The following is a 20,532-nucleotide window of genomic DNA, read 5'->3' as shown; positions in this document are numbered from 1 at the left end:
GGGCAGCGTCAGAGCGGATGGGGTAAAGCTGGATGATCATGGCGTCTCCTCAGAACCAGCCGCCGCTGGACGATCTGCCGGGGCTGGGCATCGGCACCGTGCATGACGGGACCAACCGGCTGGCCGTGGCCGCGCCCGCCACGCTGTTCAGCCATGCCGGGGCCGGGCATCAGGTGAAGGTGAACAAGGCGGCGGCGGGGAATACCGCATCGCTGCTGTTTCAGGACAACTGGTCGGGCCGGGCCGAGATGGGTCTGGCGGGCAATGATGATTTCAGCGTGAAGGTCAGTGCCGATGGCACGGCCTGGACCGAGGCGCTGCGCATCGAGCGCACCAGTGGCACGGTGCGGCTGCCCGCCGGGCTGTGGCTGGGCCAGATGCCCACCGGCGCGGTGACCCAGAGTGCCACGGATACCACGGCGGGGCGGCTGCTGAAGACCGGGGATTATGGTCTGGGCACCGCGATCACCCTGACGGCGGCCGACCATCTGGATACGCTGCGGACGGGCGGCAGCTACTACAACCCGTCCGCAGGCAATACGACGGGCAACAATTACCCGCTGTCCAGCGCCGGGGCGCTGATCGTGGTGGCGCGCTCTTCCACCAATGTGATCCAGAAATTCATCAGCTATGGCGGCACCTCCACGGCGGCAGGGCTGCGCGAATTCTCGCGCAGCTATGGTACGGCGGGCTGGGGAGCCTGGGTGGAGCTGTTCCATCAGGGCACGCTGCTCGGGGCTGTGTCCCAGTCGGGCGGCGTGCCGACCGGCAGGGTCATCGAGCGGGGCAGCAATGCCAATGGCGAATATGTCCGCTTCGCCGATGGCACCCAGATCTGCACGGCGGTGGCCGCGGCGGTCGAGACCTCCACCGCGGCGGGGCCGATCTACATGCACAGCAACCTGCTGACATGGGTCTTCCCGGCCTCCTTCCTGTCTGCCCCCAGCGTATCGGGGGGCGGCGGCAATGCGGCGCGCTGGCTCGGGATCAACGCGCCCTCGGTCGGCAATGTGCAGTACCGTGTCTATTCCTATGCCGCGTCGGGCACCCTGTCGGCGCCCGGCCTGACCGCCATCGGCCGCTGGTTCTGAGGAGACGCCATGATCATCCAGCTTTACCCCATCCGCTCTGACGCTGCCCTGACGCTGATCCGCCAGGGGGACCGGCTGATCCTCAACGGGCAGGCGGCGGATTTCTCGGATCTGGCCGAAGGCGAAAGCCGTCCCTGCGAGGTGATCGGCTGCGACTGGATCGTCACCGGGGTCACGCGCCGGGACGGGCGGCTGCATCTGGGCCTGCTGCTGCCGCACGGGCCGCTGCCCTTTCCCCCGTCTGAGGCGGCCCGGGCCGTCACCCATCCGGCCCCGCTGGAGATCCTCGGCGATGGCCCGGTTGCGCTGCCCGCCTATGCCGGGGACGCGCCGGGGTCGGCCAGCGCCTGAAGATAGGCGCCATAGCCGGTCTTGCCGAACAGGGCCGCCCGTTCGGCCAGTTGCTCGCGGCTGATCCAGCCCCGGGCGAAGGCGATTTCCTCGGGGCAGCCGACCTGCTGGCCCTGACGTTCGGTCAGGGTGCGCACGAAATTCCCGGCATCCAGCAGGCTGGCATGGGTGCCGGTATCGAGCCAGGCAAAGCCCCGGCCCATCTGTTCGACCGACAGCGCGCCCTCGGCCAGATACATCTCCAGCAGGCTGACGATTTCCAGTTCGCCCCGGGGCGAGGGGGTGACGGCGCGGGCGCGGTCGGGGGCGGAGCCGTCAAGGAAGTAAAGCCCGGTCACCGCGAAGGGCGAGGGCGGTCTGGAGGGTTTCTCGACGATGCGGCTGACCCGGCCCTCCGCGTCGAAGCCCACCACGCCATAGCGTTCGGGGTCAGCCACACGGTAGCCGAAGACCGTGCCGCCGCTGTCGCGACCATCGGCACGGGTCAGCATCTCGGGCAGGCCATGGCCGAAGAAGATATTGTCGCCGAGCACCATGGCCGAGGGGGCGCCGGCCAGAAAATCCTCGGCCAGCAGATAGGCCTGAGCCAGCCCGTCGGGCGAGGGCTGCACGATATAGTTCAGGCTCAGCCCCCACTGGCTGCCATCGCCCAGCGTGCGGCGGAACTGTTCCTGATCCTGTGGGGTGGTGATGACCGCGATCTCGCGGATGCCCGCGAGCATCAGGACCGACAGCGGATAATAGATCATCGGCTTGTCATAGACTGGCAGAAGCTGCTTCGAGACGCCGATGGTAATGGGGTAAAGCCGCGTGCCCGAACCGCCGGCCAGAATGATCCCCTTGCGCTGCATCGCCTACCCCCTTGTCACTTCGGCAACCACGCGGGCCAGAGCGGCCCGCCAGTCCGGCGGTGTAATCCCGAAATCCGCCGTCAATGCGGCGCAATCGAGCCGGGAGTTCAGCGGTCGCCGCGCCGGGGTCGGATACTCGGTGGTCGGGATATCCCCGACCGTGACCGCCCTCCCGGCAAGGGCGAATGTTTCGCGTGCGAAACCGGCCCAGCTGGTGATGGGCGTGCCCGCGAAATGATGCGTGCCGCCCGGCGCACCGTCGCGCAGCGCGCGGGCCAGATGCAGGCAGGTGGCCGCGATGGCATCGGCGGGCGTCGGGCCGCCGATCTGGTCAGCGACGATGCGCAGATGGTCGTGGCTGGCGCCGAGCCTCAGCATGGTCTTCACGAAATTCGCGCCATGGGCCGAAAACACCCAGGAGGTGCGCAGGATCACCTGCCGCCCGCCTGCCGCCCGCACCGCCTGTTCGCCTGCAAGCTTCGTGCGGCCATAGGCATTGAGCGGGGCTGGGGTGTCGCCGGGCTGCCAGGGCGCGCTGCCCGACCCATCAAAGACGTAATCGGTGGAGATCTGCACGAAGGGGATATCCAGATCCGCGCAGGCCAGCGCCATGGCGCCGGGGGCATCGGCATTCACCACCCGCGCGGCGGCTTCCTCGGTCTCGGCCCGGTCTACCGCCGTCCAGGCGGCGGCATTGATCACCGCCTCGGGCCGGTGCGCGCGGATCGCGGCGGCGCAGGCGGCGGGATCGGCCAGATCGGCCGCGTCGCGACCCAGACAGAGCGCCTCCGGCGCCAGCCGCGCCAGTTCTTGCGCCACCTGTCCGGTGTGTCCGAAGACCAGCAGTTTCATCCGCGCCTCCACAGCCAGATCGCCCAGACCCAGATTGCCAGTTCCAGCCCGAAGCTCCAGTGCAGCAGGAAAGAGGCAACCCAATGACCATGATCGGGCGGCACGGTGATCAGGCTGAACAGCCGGTCGCTGAAGGGCACGCCCCAGAGAATGCCCCCGCCGACCGTATCCAGTATCAAATGCAGAAAGATCACCGCGAAGAACAGGATCGCCGTCATCCGCCAGCGGCTGCGCCACAGCAAGGGGAGAGTGATCGCGGCGATAACCGCCCAGAAAGCCGGGATATGCACCCAGTAGCGGTGATGGTGGAGACTGCCGTGATCGACCAGATGGAACCAGATCATATCGGCATCGGGCAGAGTCGAAGCCACCAGCGCCACCGGCATCGCGGCGGGAATTGTCCGGTGCCGCTGTGCCTGCCGCCCGGCGATGAACCCCGAGGGCAGATGCGCGGTCAGCATCAGGCCCCCTGCTTTTCGCCGGTTCCCAGCCTCTCGCCCACGCCCTGCCGGGCTTGCAAGGGGCGCCACCAGGCTTCGTTCGCCAGATACCAGTCGACGGTACGGGCGAGCCCTTCCTCGACCGTGACCGAGGGGCACCAGCCCAGTTCGGTGCGGATGCGGGTCGGGTCGATCGCATAGCGCGCGTCATGGCCGGGGCGGTCGGTGACGAAGGTGATCTGGTCGGCATAGCTGCCTTCCGCCTTCGGGCGTTTTGCATCCAGAAGGGCGCAGAGCGTCTTCACCAGGTCGAGGTTCGTGCGCTCGTTCTCGCCGCCGATATTGTAACTGCGGCCCAGGGCGCCCTTTTCCAGCACCAGTAGCAGCGCCTCGGCGTGATCCTCCACATAAAGCCAGTCACGGATGTTCGAGCCATCGCCATAGACCGGCAGCGGCTTGCCGGCGAGGGCGTTCAGAATGACCACCGGGATCAGCTTTTCGGGGAAATGGTAGGGCCCGTAATTGTTGGAGCAATTGGTCAGCACGACGGGCAGACCATAGGTCTCGGCCCAGGCACGGACCAGATGGTCCGAGGCAGCCTTGGAGGCCGAATAGGGACTGCGCGGGTCATAGGGCGTGGTTTCGGTGAATTTCACCGCGGGATCGGCGGGCAGCGAGCCGAAGACCTCATCGGTGCTGATGTGATGGAAGCGGAAGCCCGCCGGACGGCCCGCGCGCGTCCAGAAGGCGCGGGCCGCCTCCAGCATGTTGTAGGTGCCGGTGATATTGGTTTCAACGAAATCGCCCGGCCCGTCGATCGAACGGTCGACATGGCTTTCGGCCGCCAGATGCATCACCGCATCGGGGCGATGGGCGGCGAAGATCCGGTCCAGCGCGGCGCGGTCACGGATATCGGCCCGTTCGAAGGCGTAAAGCGGGTTCGCCGCCACGCCGGCCACATTCTCCAGACAGGCGGCATAGGTCAGCGCGTCAAGGTTCACCACCGCGTGACCGCGCGCGATGGCCAGCCGCACCACGGCGGAACCGATGAAGCCGGCGCCGCCGGTGACGAGGATCTTCATGCCCTGGCCTCGTATGCGAAGGGGCTGCGGAACTCTGCCAGCGGCACTGCCGCCACATCCTTTGCAGACAGCACCGGCGCGGAGGTCAGCCCCCAGTCGATGCCGACGGAATCCCAGGCCACCGCGCCATCGCAATCCGGCGCATAGTAATCGGAGCATTTATAGACGATCTCGGTATCGTCCTCCCGCGTGACGAACCCGTGCAGAAAACCCGCGGGGATCAGCAATTGCCGGCCATTGGCGGCGGAAAGCTCCACCCCCACCCATTGCCCGTAGCCGGGCGAACCCACCCGCACATCCACCGCCACATCCCACAGGCAGCCGCGCCCGCAGCGCACCAGCTTGGCCTGGGCATGGGGCGGGCTCTGGTAGTGCAGGCCGCGCAGCGTACCGGCCCTGGCCGAAACCGAATGGTTGTCCTGCACAAAGTCGATGTCGAACCCGGCTGCCGCCATGCGCTGCCGGTTCCAGCTTTCGGAAAAGAACCCGCGGGCATCGCCATGACGCGCGGGCGTCAGGATCACGACACCTGGCAGGGAGGTCGGTTCGATCTGCATGAAGGGCCTTTCTGCGGCCTGAGCGGAGCGAAGGGGGGCGGGGGCCACCCTAGTCGTTCAGGATAGTGACATTATGCCGGCGCACCAGCAGGAACCCCAGCGCCACAAGGACCAGCCCGACCCCTGTTACATAGGGGATGCTGACGTAGGAGGCGGAATACATCGGGTAGAACCCGGTGCGGACTTCTCCGATGATATGCAGCAGCGGGTTCCACCACAGGATATCCTGCGCAAAATGCGGCAGATCCTCGTAAAGCAGGATGACTCCGGAGGCCAGGTAGAGCGGCCGGGTCGCAATGTTCCAGATCATGCCCCAGGCGGGGAACAGCCCTTCCAGCACGCAGTTCATCAGCCCGGTCCCGAGGCCGAGCAGCGCCGTCATCAGAATGCCGGCCAGGATCGGCCCGAAATTCAGCACGCTGCGGGTTTCCGTCACGATCAGGATGCCCGCCAGTACCAGCACCATGATCAGAAGCTTGGTCAGCAGATTCAGCAGGAAACGCGCCAGAACGGCATCAATCCAGCGAACGGAGGGATACATCAGCAAGGCGCGTGAATAGGACAGCGAGCGCATCACCGCGCCATCCACCGCGTTGTAAAGCGTAAAGGGCATCATCCCCGTTGCGAAGAACAGCATGAAGGAGGTGCCAAGCGCGGGGTGACGCATCAGCAGCGAAAAGCCGATCGCCATGATCATGGTGGCGCCCACCGGCTCCATCACGGCCCAGAGATACCCGCCCGGAGAGCGGCCGTAGCGCGTGCTCATCTCGCGCAGCATCAGCGCGACAATGGTACGCACAGTCGCGCGCAGGTCACGGCGGGTGCGTTTTTTCCAGTCGGAAGGCGGATCTGCGTCAAGCATGGAAGACGGGCCTGAAGACGGGACGATCTGGGAGGCGGGGACCATCTGGGCCTGTCTATGACGTGCTGGTATTCTACCGTGCCATTATGTAGAAGGATCGGGCGGAAATCAAACCGTTTACCTCGAGGCAAGGCATTGCAGGACAACGAAACCCCATCATCCGCTGCGGGCAGTCCCCGTCGCAAGGCTGCTGGTGTGAGCCGCAGTGCCGCCGGAAAACGGGTCCGCAGCAAGGCCGCCACTGCCGCCGCTCCGCGCCGTCGCAAGGCGGCCGGCGCTCAGGCCGCGACCGGGGATGATCCTGCACGGGAAGCCCGTCTGGAGGCCATCACGGCCCATCTGCGCGACGGAACCCCGATGCCTGCCGGGCAAGACCCGTCCGGAGAGCCATCTCCGGCGCCTGTCGAGGCCGCCCCGGCTCCGCAACCGGCCGGAATCCGCGCACCGGCGGGGCCTGCACGGGTGCACCGGCGCCATCGCGGCATCCTCGTCAGCTTTATCATTCTGGTGATGCTGCCCTTGCTGGTCACCATGGCCTATCTGTTCTTCGTGGCGCAGGATCAATACGCCTCGACCGTGGGCTTTACCGTGCGCCGCGAGGAAGGGGCGACCTCGTCGACCGAGCTTCTGGGCGGGCTGGCCCAGTTTGCGGGCGGCGGCAGCTCCTCGGAAACCGATATCCTTTACGAATATATCCAGAGCCAGGAAGTCGTCGCGGTGATCGACGAAAGGCTGGGGCTCGGCGATCTCTATGCGGTGCACTGGCCCTCCGATCCGCTGATGTCGCTCTGGCCCGATGCCACGATCGAACAGCTCCACTGGTTCTGGGGCCGCATGGTGCGGATTTCCTATGACCAGTCGACCCGGCTGATCGAGCTGCGCGTTCTGGCCTATTCGGCCGAGGATGCGCAGCGCATCGCCACCGAGATCGTGAAAGCCAGCCAGAACCGCATCAACGACCTGAACACGCAGGCGCGGTCCGATGTGATGCGCTATGCCAACGAGGATCTGGAAACCGCGCTGAACCGGCTGAAAGCCGCCCGCGAAGCGCTGAGCCGCTTCCGCACCCGCACCCAGATCGTGGACCCCTCCGCAGATATTCAGGGGCGGATGGGGGTGCTGAACAACCTGCAGCAGCAGCTGGCCCAGGCCCTGATCGAGAATGACATCGTGCTGGGCACCACCCAGGAAGGCGACCCGCGCCGCCAGCAGGCCGCCCGCCGCATCCAGGTGATCCGCGACCGCATCGCCGACGAGCGCAAGACCTTCTCCTCGGACAGCGAGACCCATATCGCCGGTGAGAATTATCCTGCGCTGATCGCCGAATTCGAAAGCCTGACGGTCGATCTGCAATTTGCCGAAGAAACCTATCGTGCCGCTCTGGCGGCGGTGGATGTGGCACGCGCCAATGCCTCGCGGCAGAACCTCTATCTGGCGCCCTATATCATGCCGACCCTGCCGCAGACCGCCGAATTCCCGCAGCGCTTCGTGCTGTCGGCGCTGACCGCGCTGTTCCTGCTTCTGGCATGGTCGATCGGGGTTCTGATCTATTACAGTATCCGCGACCGGAACTGAGACGGGCCAATGATCCGCTTCGTCAACCTCTGCAAGAGCTATAGCCTTGGCCATAGCCGCAAGGTGATCGTGGACAATCTCACGCTCACCCTGCCGCCGGGAAAATCCCTGGCGCTGCTCGGGCGCAACGGGGCAGGGAAGTCGACGCTCTTGAGAATGGTCGCAGGCTCGATCCAGCCGGACAGCGGACGCATTCTGTCAGATGGCACGATCAGCTGGCCGGTGGGTCTGGGCGGATCTTTGCACAAGGAAATGACGGGCGCGCAGAATGTGCGCTTTCTGGCGCGGGTCTATGGTGTGGATACCGAGGAGCTGGAGGATTTCGTCGCGGATTTCGCCGAGCTGGGCAGCCATTTCCACATGCCGGTGCGCAGCTACTCCTCGGGGATGCGGTCGCGTCTGGCGTTCGGCGCCTCGATGGGGATCCGGTTCGACACCTATCTGGTGGACGAGGTGACGGCTGTGGGCGATGCCCGGTTCCGCAAGAAAAGCCGGACAGTGTTCCGGGACCGCATGGCGCAATCGGGGGCCATTCTGGTGGCGCATGACCTGAATGCCCTGCGCGATTATTGCGATGCCGGTCTGATCCTGGAAAATGGCCGGCTGTATGTCTTTGACGATCTGGACGAGGCCATCACCGTCCACAAGCGCCTGATGGAAGTCTGAGCCCGCGCGGGCGAAAGCAGGGCTGCGCACAGCCCTGCTTCCTTTCGGATCATGCCTGGATCAGGCGTTTTTCGATGTCATCCAGACTGATCGTGAGAGTCGAGAGATCGTCATTGCCCTGTTCCGGGAAACGCGAAAAATCGTCATCGAAATATCCGGGCAATCCTTCCGGATCATATTTCCGGGCCAGCAAGGCGTTTGACGCGGCGAAGCGCTGCATGAAGGCGATAGCCTCTGACCGCGCCGGCATGAGCTGCTGGTCATCCTCGATATCCGCGATGATCCGCGGCACATCCTTGCAATCGTGATTTCTGGCCTGAAGCCACATCCCGACCAGCAGCTGGCTCCGGTTCCATTTGGTGTTCTGTTCCTTGACGGCGATCTTGCTGTCGATCCCGAGGAGGCTGCAGAAATCGGTGACCGTATCTCCGCCGACGAGATGTTTCTTGTCGTATTTGCGGACGATGACGTTCTCGGCGCCAAAGACGTTTTCCCAGAGCTGAAGCTTTTCAGCGTAGCAGAAATACCTGTCCATATGGGGCTGGTATTCGGGGAAGGCGCCAATTCTGTCCCCGAAGAAACGCCGCCCGACCTGGGTCGCGACGGTGGTTTTCCGGAACGAAACGGCCAGAAGATCCTGACGCCTGAGATAGGCCACGACCATGATGCGATCAAAGCGGCGGCGGAGGATCTTCGCAATCCTGGCGATTTCCGCCTGATCATCCAGCCAGAACAGGCGTTCGGCTGAAATGATGCAATCCCCTTCCTCCGGAATCCGCCGCTTCAGGATGAGCGGATTCAGGGTCCAGCGCATGTCTTCGCCCTTGCCGGTGACATCGATCAGCGCGTTGGAATTGATCTTGCCGACCGGGTGGCAGTAGGACATCCCCTGCAGGGCATCTTTGCGCCCCGCAGCCTTCAGGGCGCTTTGCAGGGTGGTTGTCCCGGTCTTGTGTGAGCCGATGTGAATCCAGATCGTCCGCATCTTTTCGTCCTTTGTCATATCCCAGCTCGATCCGGATCGCACAGGACATCACGCTGTGCGACGATCTTGCTGATGTGATTCATCATGGCCAGCGCAGGCTGTCCGCCGGAGCACCAAGGCCGGAACGGCTAGGTGCCACCCGTTGCGACCGCAAGTTTCGCTTTCCAGAATTCTTCCGAGGTCAGCCCGGCATAGGTGCCCTGCCATTCTGCCCGCAGCTGCGGCAGCTGGCGGCGCAGGGCCAGGCAGTTCCGGGCCAGACGCAGGCTTTCGCGCCAGAAACGGCGGCGGTCGCGGGTCACCGTGTACCCGGAGGTGCGGGCGGCGTTGAGATAGGTGATCTGCCGGGCACCGTAGATCTCGCGGTGGTTCTCGCGGTGCGCGGCCTCGATCACCAGATCGCTGCCGAAGCGGTTGGCGAGGGGCAGAAGATGGCCGTTCAGTGTCAGCAGCAGCAGCGCCCGCTGCCAGCGCGACAGCTTGCCATGGCGGATCGTGGGGACAGGCTTCTGCGGGTCCAGCTTCTGCCAGGCCTCTGTCACCGTCATCGCCTTCAGATCCTGCCGCCGGGTGGCCATATCGGCATGGGCGTCGAAGAACTGCGGACCGCGCAGCACATCCTCGATCGCCAGGTTCACCGCCGAGAGGCTGTCGTAATGGAACCGCAGGACGGTGCGCAGATAGAAGTTCACCACCATGCGCATCATCCGCCCCCAGCTGGCCTGTTTCTGGGGCAGGCTCAGGTGATGGGCCAGATGGCTGCGCAGATCGAGATACCAGGTCAGCGGCGCAGCCTTGTCGGTAAAGCTTTCCTGGAACGAGGCGACGCCCGGCAGCGAGACGCAGCGGAAGTCATTGGCCAGCGAGAAGCTGACATCATCGCCGCGCACGAAGAAGGGGAAGGGCATATGCCGGGCCTGGTCGACCGGGAAGGCGAAATACCACCAGCCGGCATAATGCCCTTCGGGCATCGGGCCGGTGGTGTCGAATTCCATCCTGAAGACCTTCTCGCGGTCGCGCAGGTCGGTGCCATGGAACAGCGGCCGGCAGCCGCCGTTGAAGACGGCGCCGTTTTCCCAGATCTGCCAGCGGTGATCGGCATTGATCATGGCCCCGGCCACCGCGGTGCGGGGGTCCGTGGCATAGGCCAGCAGCGTCCAGGTGCGGGTGATCGCCTCCATATGCACCGAGGCGTCGTCATCCATGAACAGGCAATGGGTGGCACCGCTGGCCCTGGCCTCCAGCAGCCCGCGCGAGAAGCCGCCCGCCCCACCCAGATTGGCATTGGGCAGAAAGCTGACGCCGTCCCCCGGTTCCAGCGCAAGCGACTGGCCATTGTCCACCACCAGCATCCGCAGATGATCGCGCAGCGGCGAGGCGGCGCGGAAGCGGCGGAAGCGGGCCACGGTATCGGCCACCTCGGCCTCGCGCCGGAAGGTGGTGACCGAGAGCATGAGTTCGGGCAACTGGCGCGGCGGAAGCGGGGTTCCCCAGGCGAAATCTTCCAGCTTTCCGTCGCTCAGCGCGGTGATCTCGAAGAACAGGACCATCTGCGGCGCCTGCGCCTCCGACAGGTCCAGCGGCAGGGTCATCTCTCCCAGAAGGGTAACCGGCTCGCTGAGGATCCGGTCCCACGACTTGTCATGGCGGGCCAGCCAGACCGTCACATGCAGCCTGCCCTCGCCGCGCAGGCGCAGCGACAGCGGAATGTCGCCGCAGCAGTCGCGCCATTTGCCGAGGTTGAACAGGTTGAAATACCCGTCGACGGAAAGCGTACCGCCCGGCGCGAAGGTCACGCCCCCCCGGCCCAGCGAGGACACACAGGGGCCGCGCGGGGTCATATAGGGCATGATCTCGGTCGAGATACCGGCCTCGGGCCAGATCGCGGGCTGCAGGACGTGGAACGTCGTCCGGGAAGCGGGGCCTTGTATCACTTCACCGCCTCGGTCTGCGACGGCGCAGCCGCTTCCCCGGTCGGGGCAGGCCGGTCGTGGCGGCGCATCACCTCTTCCACATCCAGACGGCGCGACCGCGGCGTCAGGATCGCCGGATCATAGTGACCCGCCGCGACGAAAGAGATGAAGACCTCGCTCTCGGGAATATCCAGCAGCTTGCGCAGGGCATTCTCGCGCTCGGTATTCATCGCGGTATTGAGCGGACAGCCGCCCAGACCCACATGTTGCAGGCCCAGCAGAAGGCCCATCATGAACAGACCGCCATCGACGAAGGCCTGGTTGCGTTCCGAGGCGAAGAGGAAGGCGTTCAGGTCGGCGGTGACCAGCAGAAGCCGCGGCGGCGTGTTGTAGCCGCCAAAGCCCCCCTGGATGTCAATGGCCGCCTGGATGCGGAACGGGTCCGAGAAGACATGCACCCGTCCGGCCTGGCGGTTGCAGACCGAAGGCGCCTGCATGGCCAGTTGCACCGCGCGCGCCAGATCGGCATCCGCCACCGGAGCGGCGGTGAAATCGCGGATGCTGCGGCGGCCATAGACCACGTCGAGGAAGCGGTTGTCGGGATTCACATCCGGCACCGGCTCGCGGTAAGCGGCGGCGGTCAGCACGCCGCCCTCTGCGGGTCCGGCCTGCGCGATCAGCTCCAGCGCCGGTGCCCCGAACAGGGCATGAAAGGCCGAGACATCGACATCAATCCGGCGGTGCCGGTCGAAATAGGCCTGCATGACCGAGGCGGCGGTCCGCAGGAAGGCATCCTGCCGGTCGCGCCCGGCGTCGAGCCAGTTGTTCATCTCCCGTGCCAGGGCCGGAACCGAGATCTTGCCGAAGCCGCCCCGGAAATCCAGCCGGCTCAGGCCCTTCTCGATGGCATGGGCATGGAACATGAGCCGCGCCCGGGCGCTGGTGATTGCACGGCCGGACTGGGCATGGGCCTTGACGAAGCGGTCGTTGTCATCAAGCGCCAGCTTGAGCGCGATTTCGGCATGGGTGGCGGGCTTGGGCTTCGCCGGTGCCTTGCGCATTTCGGAGCGGGCGATCTCTTCCAGCGCCAGGCCGGTGACGAGGGCACCGCCGCGCGGGCCGGTGAAATGCACGGCCCCCAGCATGAGCTGGCTGAACTCGCCCGATGGCATGATGAAATCGACGGTGTCCCGGCGGGCCTGGTCGACGCGCCCCTCCACGGCCACCTTACCGATCACCTGGAAATCGCCGGTGGCGGGATTGCGCAGATGCAGGTTCAGGGCCGGGGCCGTGGTGCGCAGTTTCCAGTCCAGTACCAGCCGGCAGGCGCTGCCGGGGGCAGGGCGTGCGGGCAGATCGCACCAGACCTGGTTGCCGCGCACCGCGCCGCCCGGTGCGACGGTCAGATCCTCGCCCTCAGCCCCGGGCGTGATTTCCCAGGCGGCATTGCTGGCCGTGAACCGGCCCGGGCGCTGCGCGCCTGCGGCCTGCGGCGGCGGGGCGATGGCGGCGGTGGTGCCCGCCTCGCTGGTCAGGGCGGCCTGAAGCCAGGCGCGCGAACGTGCGCGTCCCTCGGCAATCCGGGCCATGGCGCCGGTATAATCCAGCGTCAGGGCGATATTCGGATTGTTGGCCAGGGTCTCGGCCGTATCGTTTTCCGTCAGGCGGCGGGTTTCGCCGAAGCCCAGCCAGTCCAGCAGGTTCTTGAACCGGTCGATCCCGCGATGGGTGTTGTAGATCGACGAGAAGGGTTTGCCGAAGATCGTGGCAAAGGCGGTGCCGTGGAAACTGTCGGTGACCACATAGCTGGACTTGCGATAGGCGTGCAGGAAATTCTCGGGCGCATCCTCGGCGAGGATTTCGAAGCGCGGATCGGCGAACAGCTCTTCCGACAGCGGCCGCCCGCCATCGGGGTTGGGAATGACCACGATCCGCTGCAGCCCGAGCCGGTCGGCAAGGGCAAGCGCGACCGCGCGTTTCTCGGGTGTCGGGTCAAGATAGAAGACGGCCAGGTAATCGCCGGACATGTCAACGCCGGCCTTGTCGGCCAGCGTGTCATAGGCGCTGGCGGGCAAGAGGAAGACCGGGTCCACCACCTGGGTCGCCTCGACGCCGAAAACCTCGCGGGCCGTATCGACCGCATAGCCCTCACGCACAGAGATGGCGTTGAACTTCTGCAGGTTGGCGCTGTGCTTCTGAATGAAATCGGGCTTGAACTTTGTGGTGCCGCGGTTGCCGAAGGAGGTGGCATAGGCGAGGCGGCGGTTTTCGGGGCTGACGAAATCCAGGAAGAGATCGTCGTTCACCCGGCCGATCAGCGGATTCCACAGCTGGTCAGAGCCGACAATGAACGTGCCTGCCCGGGCGTTCAGCGCGGGCAGTTCCGAGAAATGCATCTGCGTGGTGTAGTGATAGCCGACCCGGCGGGCGAATTCCACCGACAGGATGTCATCGGGCCAGAGCACGCGGTAGCCGTTGTAGCCCAGAGGCTCATGTACCATGAGCGTGCGGAAGCCCAGTTCCTCGATGGCGCGGTTCAGCCCGTAATAGGTCAGGATCGACCCATAATTCTTGCCGTACCACCAACCCAGTATTCCAACGTCATATGTCTGTTCCGGGTCGTTCATCGTCGGCTTCCTTGCATACATGGCCGTTGCGACCGGCGTGGGTGCTGCCCGGTCGGGTGAGATAAGGAGAAGGGAGGCCCGGAATCATGTTGGATCAGACGGCCCCTGCAGCAAGACCGGCAAGGGACGGTGCGGAAACTGGGCCTGTCGTCTGCATGGTCGCTCCGGGTTCGAGATGCAGGTTTTCTCTATGCAGAAAGGGATGAAAGGTCAATGTGCGGGGGCCACCGGGATGCAAGACGGCAGGCGCTGCGGGCAGCGCCTGCCGAAAGCAGGGAGTAGACGGGATCAGACGACGAGGAAGTCGGTATTGGCCAGCCCCAGCCCCGCATCGAGCGTTGCAAAGCGCACGCGGGCGCCCGCCCCGGAGCCGTCGGCGTCGAAGAACAGATCGCCGGTATCGGTCTCGTAGATGATCCGCTGTGCGGCCGTTGTCGCGATCCCGGTGAGATTGGCCACGAAGGCGCTGGCCGCCAGAACCCCTGTCGCCAGTCCGGTGAACACCGCATTCTCCAGTTCGATCCGGTCACCTCCTGCGGTGAAATCGGTCACGGTATCGACGTTTCCGGCCCCGAGCGCAGTGTTGAAGACAAAGGTATCATTGCCGCCGAAGCCGGAGATCGTGTCATTGCCAGCCCCGCCATTCAGCCGGTTCTGACCGGCGTTGCCGGTGATGACCTGCGCCAGCGCATTGCCGGTGAGGTTGATGGCGGTATTGGCCGCCGCCGAGATGGTGCCGAGACGTTCAATGCTGTCATTCGCGGCCAGCGTGAAGCTGACGGCGGAATAGACTGTATCGCTGCCCTGACCGCCGGCTTCCTCGATCTGGGTGCCTGCGTTGAACACACGATAGGTATCGTTGCCGCCATAGCCATAGAGCGTGTCATTGCCACCCGCCCCGCCATCACTCAGCACGTTGTTGCCTGCGTTGCCGGTGATCACCTGCGCCAGCGCATTGCCGGTGAGGTTGATGGCGGTATTGGCCGCCGCCGAGATGGTGCCGAGACGTTCAATGCTGTCATCTGCGGCCAGCGTGAAGCTGACGGCGGAATAGACTGTATCGCTGCCCTGACCGCCGGCTTCCTCGATCTGGGTGCCTGCGTTGAACACACGATAGGTATCGTTGCCGCCATAGCCATAGAGCGTGTCATTGCCACCCGCCCCGCCATCACTCAGCACGTTGTTGCCTGCGTTGCCGGTGATCACCTGCGCCAGCGCATTGCCGGTGAGGTTGATGGCGGCTGTGTCGGCGGCAGCAATCGTGCCGAGACGCTCGATGTCGTCATCCGCGGCCAGTGCGAAGCTGACGGCCGAGAAGACGGTATCACTGCCCTGACCGCCGGTCTCCTCGATTATGGTCGTTGAACTGCCGACGCGATACAGGTCATCCCCTTGGCCGCCGCCCAGCGTATCGCCGCCGCCTGCCAGACCATTCAGCGTGTCATTGCCCAGACCGCCTTCCAGCCGGTTGTCGCCGCTGTCGCCGATGAGCGAGTCATGGCTGCCGCCGCCACGCAGGTTCTCGATTGAGGTGAGCTGCGCATAGACCGTGCCGCCGATCCGTGCTGTCCCGTCAAGCAGACTGATAACCCAGTTGTCGGAGGTATTGTAGGTCCAGTCGCCGGTATCGTTGCCGTCACCGCCATCCATGATCTCGTTCGGGCCGCCGAAATTCTGGATCAGCACGTCATTGCCCGCACCGCCGTAGAGCGAGTCCGTGCCGCTGCCGCCATCGAGCGTATCCGCGCCGTTATTGCCTTCCAGTCGGTTGTTGCCCGAGGTGCCCGTGATGCTGTCGGAGCTCTGGCCGCCTTTCGCATTCTCGATCGAGATCAGATGCGCATAGGTTGTCCCGCCGATCTTGGCGGTGCCGTCGGCAAGGTCGATCACCCAGCTGTCGAAGTTGTTGTAGCTCCAGTCGGCAGTGTCGTTGCCCGCGCCGCCATCCAGCGTTTCGTTCGGGCCGCCGAAGCTCTGGCTCAGCGTGTCATTGCCGGTCCCGCCATAAAGCGCATCGGTGCCATCGCCGCCATTGAGGGAATCCGCGCCGCGCATGCCGAACAGCATGTTGCCGAAGCCGTTGCCGATGATCGTGTCATTGCCATCGCCGCCGATCGCATTCTCGATCCCGCTGAAGCTGGCGGCCTGTCCGGCGATGCTGCCCGCCACACCATCCAGACGGATGACCGAATTGGTGGTGACGGCTGCGGCGTTCACGGTGTCCGTGCCGCCATTGCTGTCGGTCACGGCGGTGGAATGACCGCCGACACCGGCATAATCGGCATATTCGTCCGTGTAGATATAGCGGTCGTTCGTGCTGGCCGCGCCCCAGGTCCGGATGATGATATCCGTGACCGTCAGCACATCGCCACCGGCATCGTCGACAACCCGCACCGTCCAGGTGCCGGCGGCACGTTCGCCACGGAACGCCTGGCTTTCGAAGGTCCAGGTGCCGTTGAAATCATTTGAGCCGCCGGTGTCCCGGATCATCAGCTTTTCGGTGCCGTCAGGCGAGGTCAGGTAAACCTCGAGATCGCCGGTGAAGGTGGTCGAGAAGGTCATCTCCACCGTGACGCGGTCGATGATATCGTCGAAAGCTGCATTGCCGGTGAAGCTGAGCCCGGTCGCATTGCCGTCCGGGATCACGGTGGAGGTGTTCAGCACATCCATGGTGTTGGTGAATTCATTGCCAGACGTGGCTGCGCTGGTCCCGGTCAGCAGCCAGGTTTCCGCCAGCCGCACGGCGCCATGGGCATCGACCAGGCCATAGCCATAGTCGTTCGAGAAATGCATCCCGCCGCCATTCCAGGTGGTCGCGGCATTCCATTCCCAGGCATGGCGTTCCGATCCGGCGATGCCGCCGCCCACGGCCGAGCCGACATGGCGGGCCGAGGCGGCAAGGATCGACTGCACGTCGCGCCAGCCCAGATCGCCATTGGCCTCCAGCATCAGCCCGACCACGCCGGTGACCATGGGCGCGGCCGAGGAAGTGCCGTTGAAGCTGCTGGTGAAATCGCCCGGATCATAGCCCGCCGCCCCCGTGCGGTCGGTGGTGACCACCTGGCCCGGCGTGCCGAAGCCCGAGACCAGCACCGCGGCGCCATAGCTCGAATAGCTGGAAACGAAACCGTTCTGGTCCACGGCCGCCACCACGACCTGCCGGGTGTCGTTGCTCCAGTCGTCGGCATTGACGTCATAGCTGCCGCCGCGCGAGTTGCCGGCCGATTTCACGATGATCGTGCCCAGACCGCCGCGGCCCGTATTGACGGCAGTGCCGATCGAGGTCTCGATCTCGTCGAACCGGACGGCGTTGTAGCCGACACCGAATTCGCTGTTCAGATCGTTGGCGATACCCTGGCTGATGTTCACCACATCGCCATTGGCAGAGGCCGCGGCGTGGTGAATGGCGTCACGGATGTTCTGAAGCCAGAAATCGGTGATGAAACCATGGGTGCGATAACCGACGATGCTGGAATTATAGGCAATCCCCACCACCCCCGTGCCATTGGCGGCGGCGCCGATGATGCCGGTGACCGCTGTGCCATGGGCATCGCTGGCGCCGCCGAAAGGATCGAGGTCCACTTCGTCAAAGTCGAAATCGAGGCTGGTGTCGTAATTCGGCGCCAGATCGCTGTGCAGGTAATCAAACCCGTCGTCGATCACCACGACGCGCACGCCGGCGCCGGTATAGGCCGGGCCTTCCAGCGGGTTCCAGACCGGCAGGACATTCAGGTCCAGCAGGCCGGCCACGGGATTGCTGATATGCCACTGCTGGGCGAGCATCGGATCGTTGGGAATGGGCATCGCGGTTCTCCAAATGGGTGTCGCCCGGAGGGCGGTTTGAAAAGGTCTATGCCGGCGGGGCGGGGACCCTGCCGGTTTCAGTCAAGCGCGGTTTCAGCCTCCACGATCAGCACCTCGCCGAGACAGCGGGTCGAGATGCCGGGGCGCCCCGTCACGGTGACGCGGCCTCCCAAAGGAATGGTGGGGGAGAGATGGGACAGGCCGTGCCGCCGGCCGTCATCTGTTTCGATCTGCGGGCAATCGACCGCATTGCCCATGGTGACACGACGCCCCGTCAGGGTGATGCTGGTGTCTGCAGCTGCGGGCTGGTGGTCGGTCATGCGAGGCTCCGTATCCGTGTGCAGGGTCTGACACCCGACCGGGGCCGCGCAAAGAAAAGCCAGCAGAAATACCGGGTTGCCAAGAAGCGCAATGAAGTATCCACGCGACATACCCATACCTGCCGCCACTGTTCGGAAAGCTGAAAATTACTCAAAAGATACAGAAACCTTTCGAAATATACGGCAGACAAGCGATTCTGCGCAAGCGCGCAATACCTGTGACGACGCGGGTGCCGCAGATCCCCGAGGCGGGGGATCTGGCCCCGGCGTGCTGTTCCGCGAGCGGTTGCCTTTCTGTGCGACATGACGCCATAGAAGACGCGGCAGTTGACCGAAGATGACCGAAAGAGGGTGGCATGACGGGAACGGTTCTGGTGACGGGTGGCGCGGGTTATATCGGGGCCCATGCCTGCAAGGTGCTGAAGGCGGCGGGCTTCACCCCGGTGACCTTCGACAATCTGAACACCGGCTGGGAAGAGGCGGTGAAATTCGGCCCCTTCTTCAAGGGCGACCTGATGAACCGCGCTGACGTCGATGCGGCCTTCGCGCAATACCAGCCCGTCGCCGTGCTGCATTTCGCGGCGCTGAGCCTGGTGGGCGAAAGCATGAAGGACCCCGGCAAATACTGGCGCGTCAACGTGATGGGGGCACTGAACCTGATCGAGGGTGCGCTGGCCGCGGGCTGCAAAAACTTTGTCTTCTCCTCGACCTGCGCCACCTATGGCGATCAGGACGGGGTGCTGCTGGATGAGAACTCGGTGCAGAAGCCGATCAATTCCTATGGCGCCTCGAAGCGCGCCATCGAGGATATGCTGGCCAATTTCGGTGAAAGCCACGGACTCAATCATGTGATCTTCCGCTATTTCAACGTTGCGGGCTCGGACCCCGAGGGCGAGGTGGGCGAGCAGCATGTGCCGGAAACCCATCTGATCCCGCTGATGCTCGATGCCGTGGCGGGCAAGCGCCCGGCGCTGACGGTCTTTGGCAGTGACTATCCCACCCGCGACGGCACCTGTGTGCGTGATTATGTGCATGTGATGGATCTGGTCGGGGCGCATGTGCTGGGGCTGCAATGGCTGCTGGAAGGCAAGGGCAACCGGGTCTTCAACCTGGGCACCGGCACCGGCTTCACCGTGCGCGAGGTGATCGACGCGAGCCGCGCCGTCACCAACCGCGAGGTGCCCATCGTCGAGGGCGCGCGGCGGGCAGGCGATGCGACGGCACTGGTTTCGGGTTCAGCCCGCGCCATCGAGGAGCTGGGCTGGCAGCCGAAACATTCGACGCTGCGCCAGATGATCGGCGATGCATGGGGCTGGGCGCAGGGACCGGGCTATTCGAAATGACCCCGGTTTTCCCTGCGGTTCGGACATGGTAGGCGCGGCGCGGGGTCATGCGGGGCCCGGCCGGGCAGGGTAAGGATATGTCCATGACGAAACATTGTCTCATGGTGGGTGCGGGTCTTTCGGGGGCCGTGATCGGGCGTCTGCTGGCCGAGGCGGGGCATCGTGTCACGGTGCTGGATGCGCGCGGCCATATCGGGGGTAACTGCCATACCGAGCGCGACGCCGGGACCGGGGTCATGGTGCATGTCTACGGGCCGCATATCTTCCACACCGACGATGCCGAGGTCTGGGACTATGTGAACGGGTTCGAAACTTTTCTGCCCTACAAGAACCGGGTGAAGACCACCTCGCAGGGGGCGGTCTATTCGCTGCCGGTCAACCTGCACACGATCAACCAGTTCTTCGGCCAGACGCTCCGCCCCGACGAGGCGAAGGTCTTTCTGGAAAGCAAGGCCGATACCTCGATCACCGACCCGCAGACCTTCGAGGAACAGGCGCTGCGCTTCGTCGGGCCTGATCTCTACGAGGCCTTCTTCAAGGGCTATACGATCAAGCAATGGGGCTGCGCGCCCTCGGATCTGCCGGCCTCGATCCTGAAGCGGCTGCCGGTGCGGTTCAACTACGACGACAATTATTTCTTCCACAAATTCCAGGGCATGCCGGAGAACGGCTATACCGCGATGATCGGGCGCATCCTCGATCACGCCAATATCACCGTGACGCTGAACACCCCGGTCAGCCGCGATCAGGCGGCTGAGTATGACCATGTGTTCTATTCCGGCCCGATCGACGGCTGGTTCGGCTTCGAGCTGGGCCGGCTGGGCTATCGCACGCTGGATTTCGAACGCTTCGACTATCAGGGCGATTATCAGGGCTGCGCGGTGATGAATTACGGCGATGTCGGTGTGCCCTATACCCGCATCACCGAGCACAAGCATTTCGCTCCCTGGGAAAGCCATGAGGGGTCAGTGCTTTACAAGGAATTCTCGCGCGCCTGCGGGCCCGAGGACATTCCCTATTACCCGATCCGCCAGGTGGCCGAGAAAACCCTGCTGGCCGAATATGTCGCCAAGGCCGAGGCGGAGCCCAATGTCACCTTCGTCGGCCGTCTGGGCACCTACCGCTATCTCGACATGGATGTGACCATCCGCGAGGCACTGGATTGCGGCCGCCGCTACCTCGACACTCTGAAAACCGGAACCCCCATGCCCGC

17 protein-coding genes are annotated in these 20,532 nt (G+C 64.6%); 6 read left to right on the top strand and 11 right to left on the bottom strand.

All coding sequences use genetic code 11. The features are described from left to right. Positions 1-38: 38 nt before the first annotated feature. Positions 39-1,091, top strand: a complete 1,053-nt coding sequence (locus AO684_RS21145; protein ID WP_152968505.1) for a pyocin knob domain-containing protein — start codon at positions 39-41, stop codon at positions 1,089-1,091. 9 nt (positions 1,092-1,100) lie between these two features. Then, a complete protein-coding gene (locus tag AO684_RS21140) occupies positions 1,101-1,442 on the top strand; it encodes a hypothetical protein (protein ID WP_054304714.1) in 342 nt (113 codons plus the stop codon). Here AO684_RS21140 and rfbA read toward each other — a convergent pair. From rfbA to AO684_RS21110, 6 genes are read right to left on the bottom strand one after another with little or no spacing between them, the layout of a single operon-like run. Then, positions 1,406-2,293 (bottom strand): glucose-1-phosphate thymidylyltransferase RfbA, encoded by an 888-nt coding sequence (gene rfbA, locus AO684_RS21135; RefSeq protein ID WP_054304713.1) that lies wholly within the window; start codon positions 2,291-2,293, stop codon positions 1,406-1,408. The genes AO684_RS21140 and rfbA overlap by 37 nt on opposite strands. Positions 2,294-2,296: 3 nt before the next feature. After that, the gene (gene rfbD, locus AO684_RS21130) at positions 2,297-3,145 is read right to left on the bottom strand and encodes a dTDP-4-dehydrorhamnose reductase (RefSeq protein WP_054304712.1); all 849 of its coding nucleotides are present in this window, start codon (positions 3,143-3,145) and stop codon (positions 2,297-2,299) included. Further along, a complete protein-coding gene (locus AO684_RS21125; RefSeq protein ID WP_054304711.1) occupies positions 3,142-3,606 on the bottom strand; it encodes a metal-dependent hydrolase in 465 nt (154 codons plus the stop codon). The genes rfbD and AO684_RS21125 overlap by 4 nt, the downstream gene beginning before the upstream one ends. Next, complete coding sequence (gene rfbB / locus AO684_RS21120; RefSeq protein ID WP_054304710.1) at positions 3,606-4,667, bottom strand: dTDP-glucose 4,6-dehydratase; 1,062 nt, start codon at positions 4,665-4,667, stop codon at positions 3,606-3,608. The genes AO684_RS21125 and rfbB overlap by 1 nt, the downstream gene beginning before the upstream one ends. Further along, positions 4,664-5,224 (bottom strand): dTDP-4-dehydrorhamnose 3,5-epimerase, encoded by a 561-nt coding sequence (gene rfbC / locus AO684_RS21115; RefSeq protein WP_054304709.1) that lies wholly within the window; start codon positions 5,222-5,224, stop codon positions 4,664-4,666. Before rfbC ends, rfbB begins: the two co-directional genes overlap by 4 nt. 49 nt (positions 5,225-5,273) lie before the next feature. Continuing rightward, positions 5,274-6,086 carry an ABC transporter permease gene (locus tag AO684_RS21110; RefSeq protein WP_054304708.1) on the bottom strand — a complete coding sequence of 271 codons (813 nt, stop codon included), beginning with the start codon at positions 6,084-6,086 and terminating at the stop codon, positions 5,274-5,276. 195 nt (positions 6,087-6,281) lie between these two features. Here AO684_RS21110 and AO684_RS21105 point away from each other — a divergent pair, with 195 nt between their 5' ends. Beyond that, positions 6,282-7,661 (top strand): sugar transporter, encoded by a 1,380-nt coding sequence (locus AO684_RS21105; protein ID WP_235451340.1) that lies wholly within the window; start codon positions 6,282-6,284, stop codon positions 7,659-7,661. A gap of 9 nt (positions 7,662-7,670) precedes the next feature. Then, on the top strand, positions 7,671-8,327 hold the full coding sequence (locus AO684_RS21100; RefSeq protein WP_054304707.1) for an ABC transporter ATP-binding protein: 657 nt from the start codon (positions 7,671-7,673) through the stop codon (positions 8,325-8,327). Positions 8,328-8,376: 49 nt separating this feature from the next. On the opposite strand, the gene AO684_RS21095 is transcribed toward AO684_RS21100, so the two are convergent. The 5 genes from AO684_RS21095 to AO684_RS21075 form a co-directional block, all read right to left on the bottom strand. Next, complete coding sequence (locus tag AO684_RS21095) at positions 8,377-9,312, bottom strand: hypothetical protein (RefSeq protein ID WP_054304706.1); 936 nt, start codon at positions 9,310-9,312, stop codon at positions 8,377-8,379. 128 nt (positions 9,313-9,440) lie between these two features. Then, entirely contained in the window at positions 9,441-11,246 is a 1,806-nt protein-coding gene (locus tag AO684_RS21090; protein ID WP_054304705.1) for a hypothetical protein, read from the bottom strand. Then, entirely contained in the window at positions 11,243-13,852 is a 2,610-nt protein-coding gene (locus AO684_RS21085) for a polysaccharide pyruvyl transferase family protein (RefSeq protein WP_054304704.1), read from the bottom strand. The genes AO684_RS21090 and AO684_RS21085 overlap by 4 nt, the downstream gene beginning before the upstream one ends. Before the next feature lie 288 nt (positions 13,853-14,140). Further along, positions 14,141-17,656 carry a S8 family serine peptidase gene (locus AO684_RS21080; RefSeq protein WP_054304703.1) on the bottom strand — a complete coding sequence of 1,172 codons (3,516 nt, stop codon included), beginning with the start codon at positions 17,654-17,656 and terminating at the stop codon, positions 14,141-14,143. Positions 17,657-17,733: 77 nt separating this feature from the next. Beyond that, entirely contained in the window at positions 17,734-17,976 is a 243-nt protein-coding gene (locus AO684_RS21075; protein WP_152968504.1) for a hypothetical protein, read from the bottom strand. Between the two features lie 356 nt (positions 17,977-18,332). On the opposite strand from AO684_RS21075, the gene galE reads away from it, so the two are divergent. Together galE and glf are read left to right on the top strand one after the other, a co-directional pair. Further along, positions 18,333-19,319 carry a UDP-glucose 4-epimerase GalE gene (gene galE, locus AO684_RS21070; protein ID WP_054304701.1) on the top strand — a complete coding sequence of 329 codons (987 nt, stop codon included), beginning with the start codon at positions 18,333-18,335 and terminating at the stop codon, positions 19,317-19,319. Positions 19,320-19,402: 83 nt separating this feature from the next. Continuing rightward, positions 19,403-20,532: UDP-galactopyranose mutase (gene glf / locus AO684_RS21065; RefSeq protein WP_200907825.1), on the top strand; the 1,130-nt coding region annotated here is incomplete at its 3' end.

This window comes from Gemmobacter sp. LW-1, from assembly GCF_001303875.1.
Taxonomy (GTDB): domain Bacteria; phylum Pseudomonadota; class Alphaproteobacteria; order Rhodobacterales; family Rhodobacteraceae; genus Gemmobacter; species Gemmobacter caeni.
This window is presented reverse-complemented; position numbering and strand designations above follow the sequence as displayed.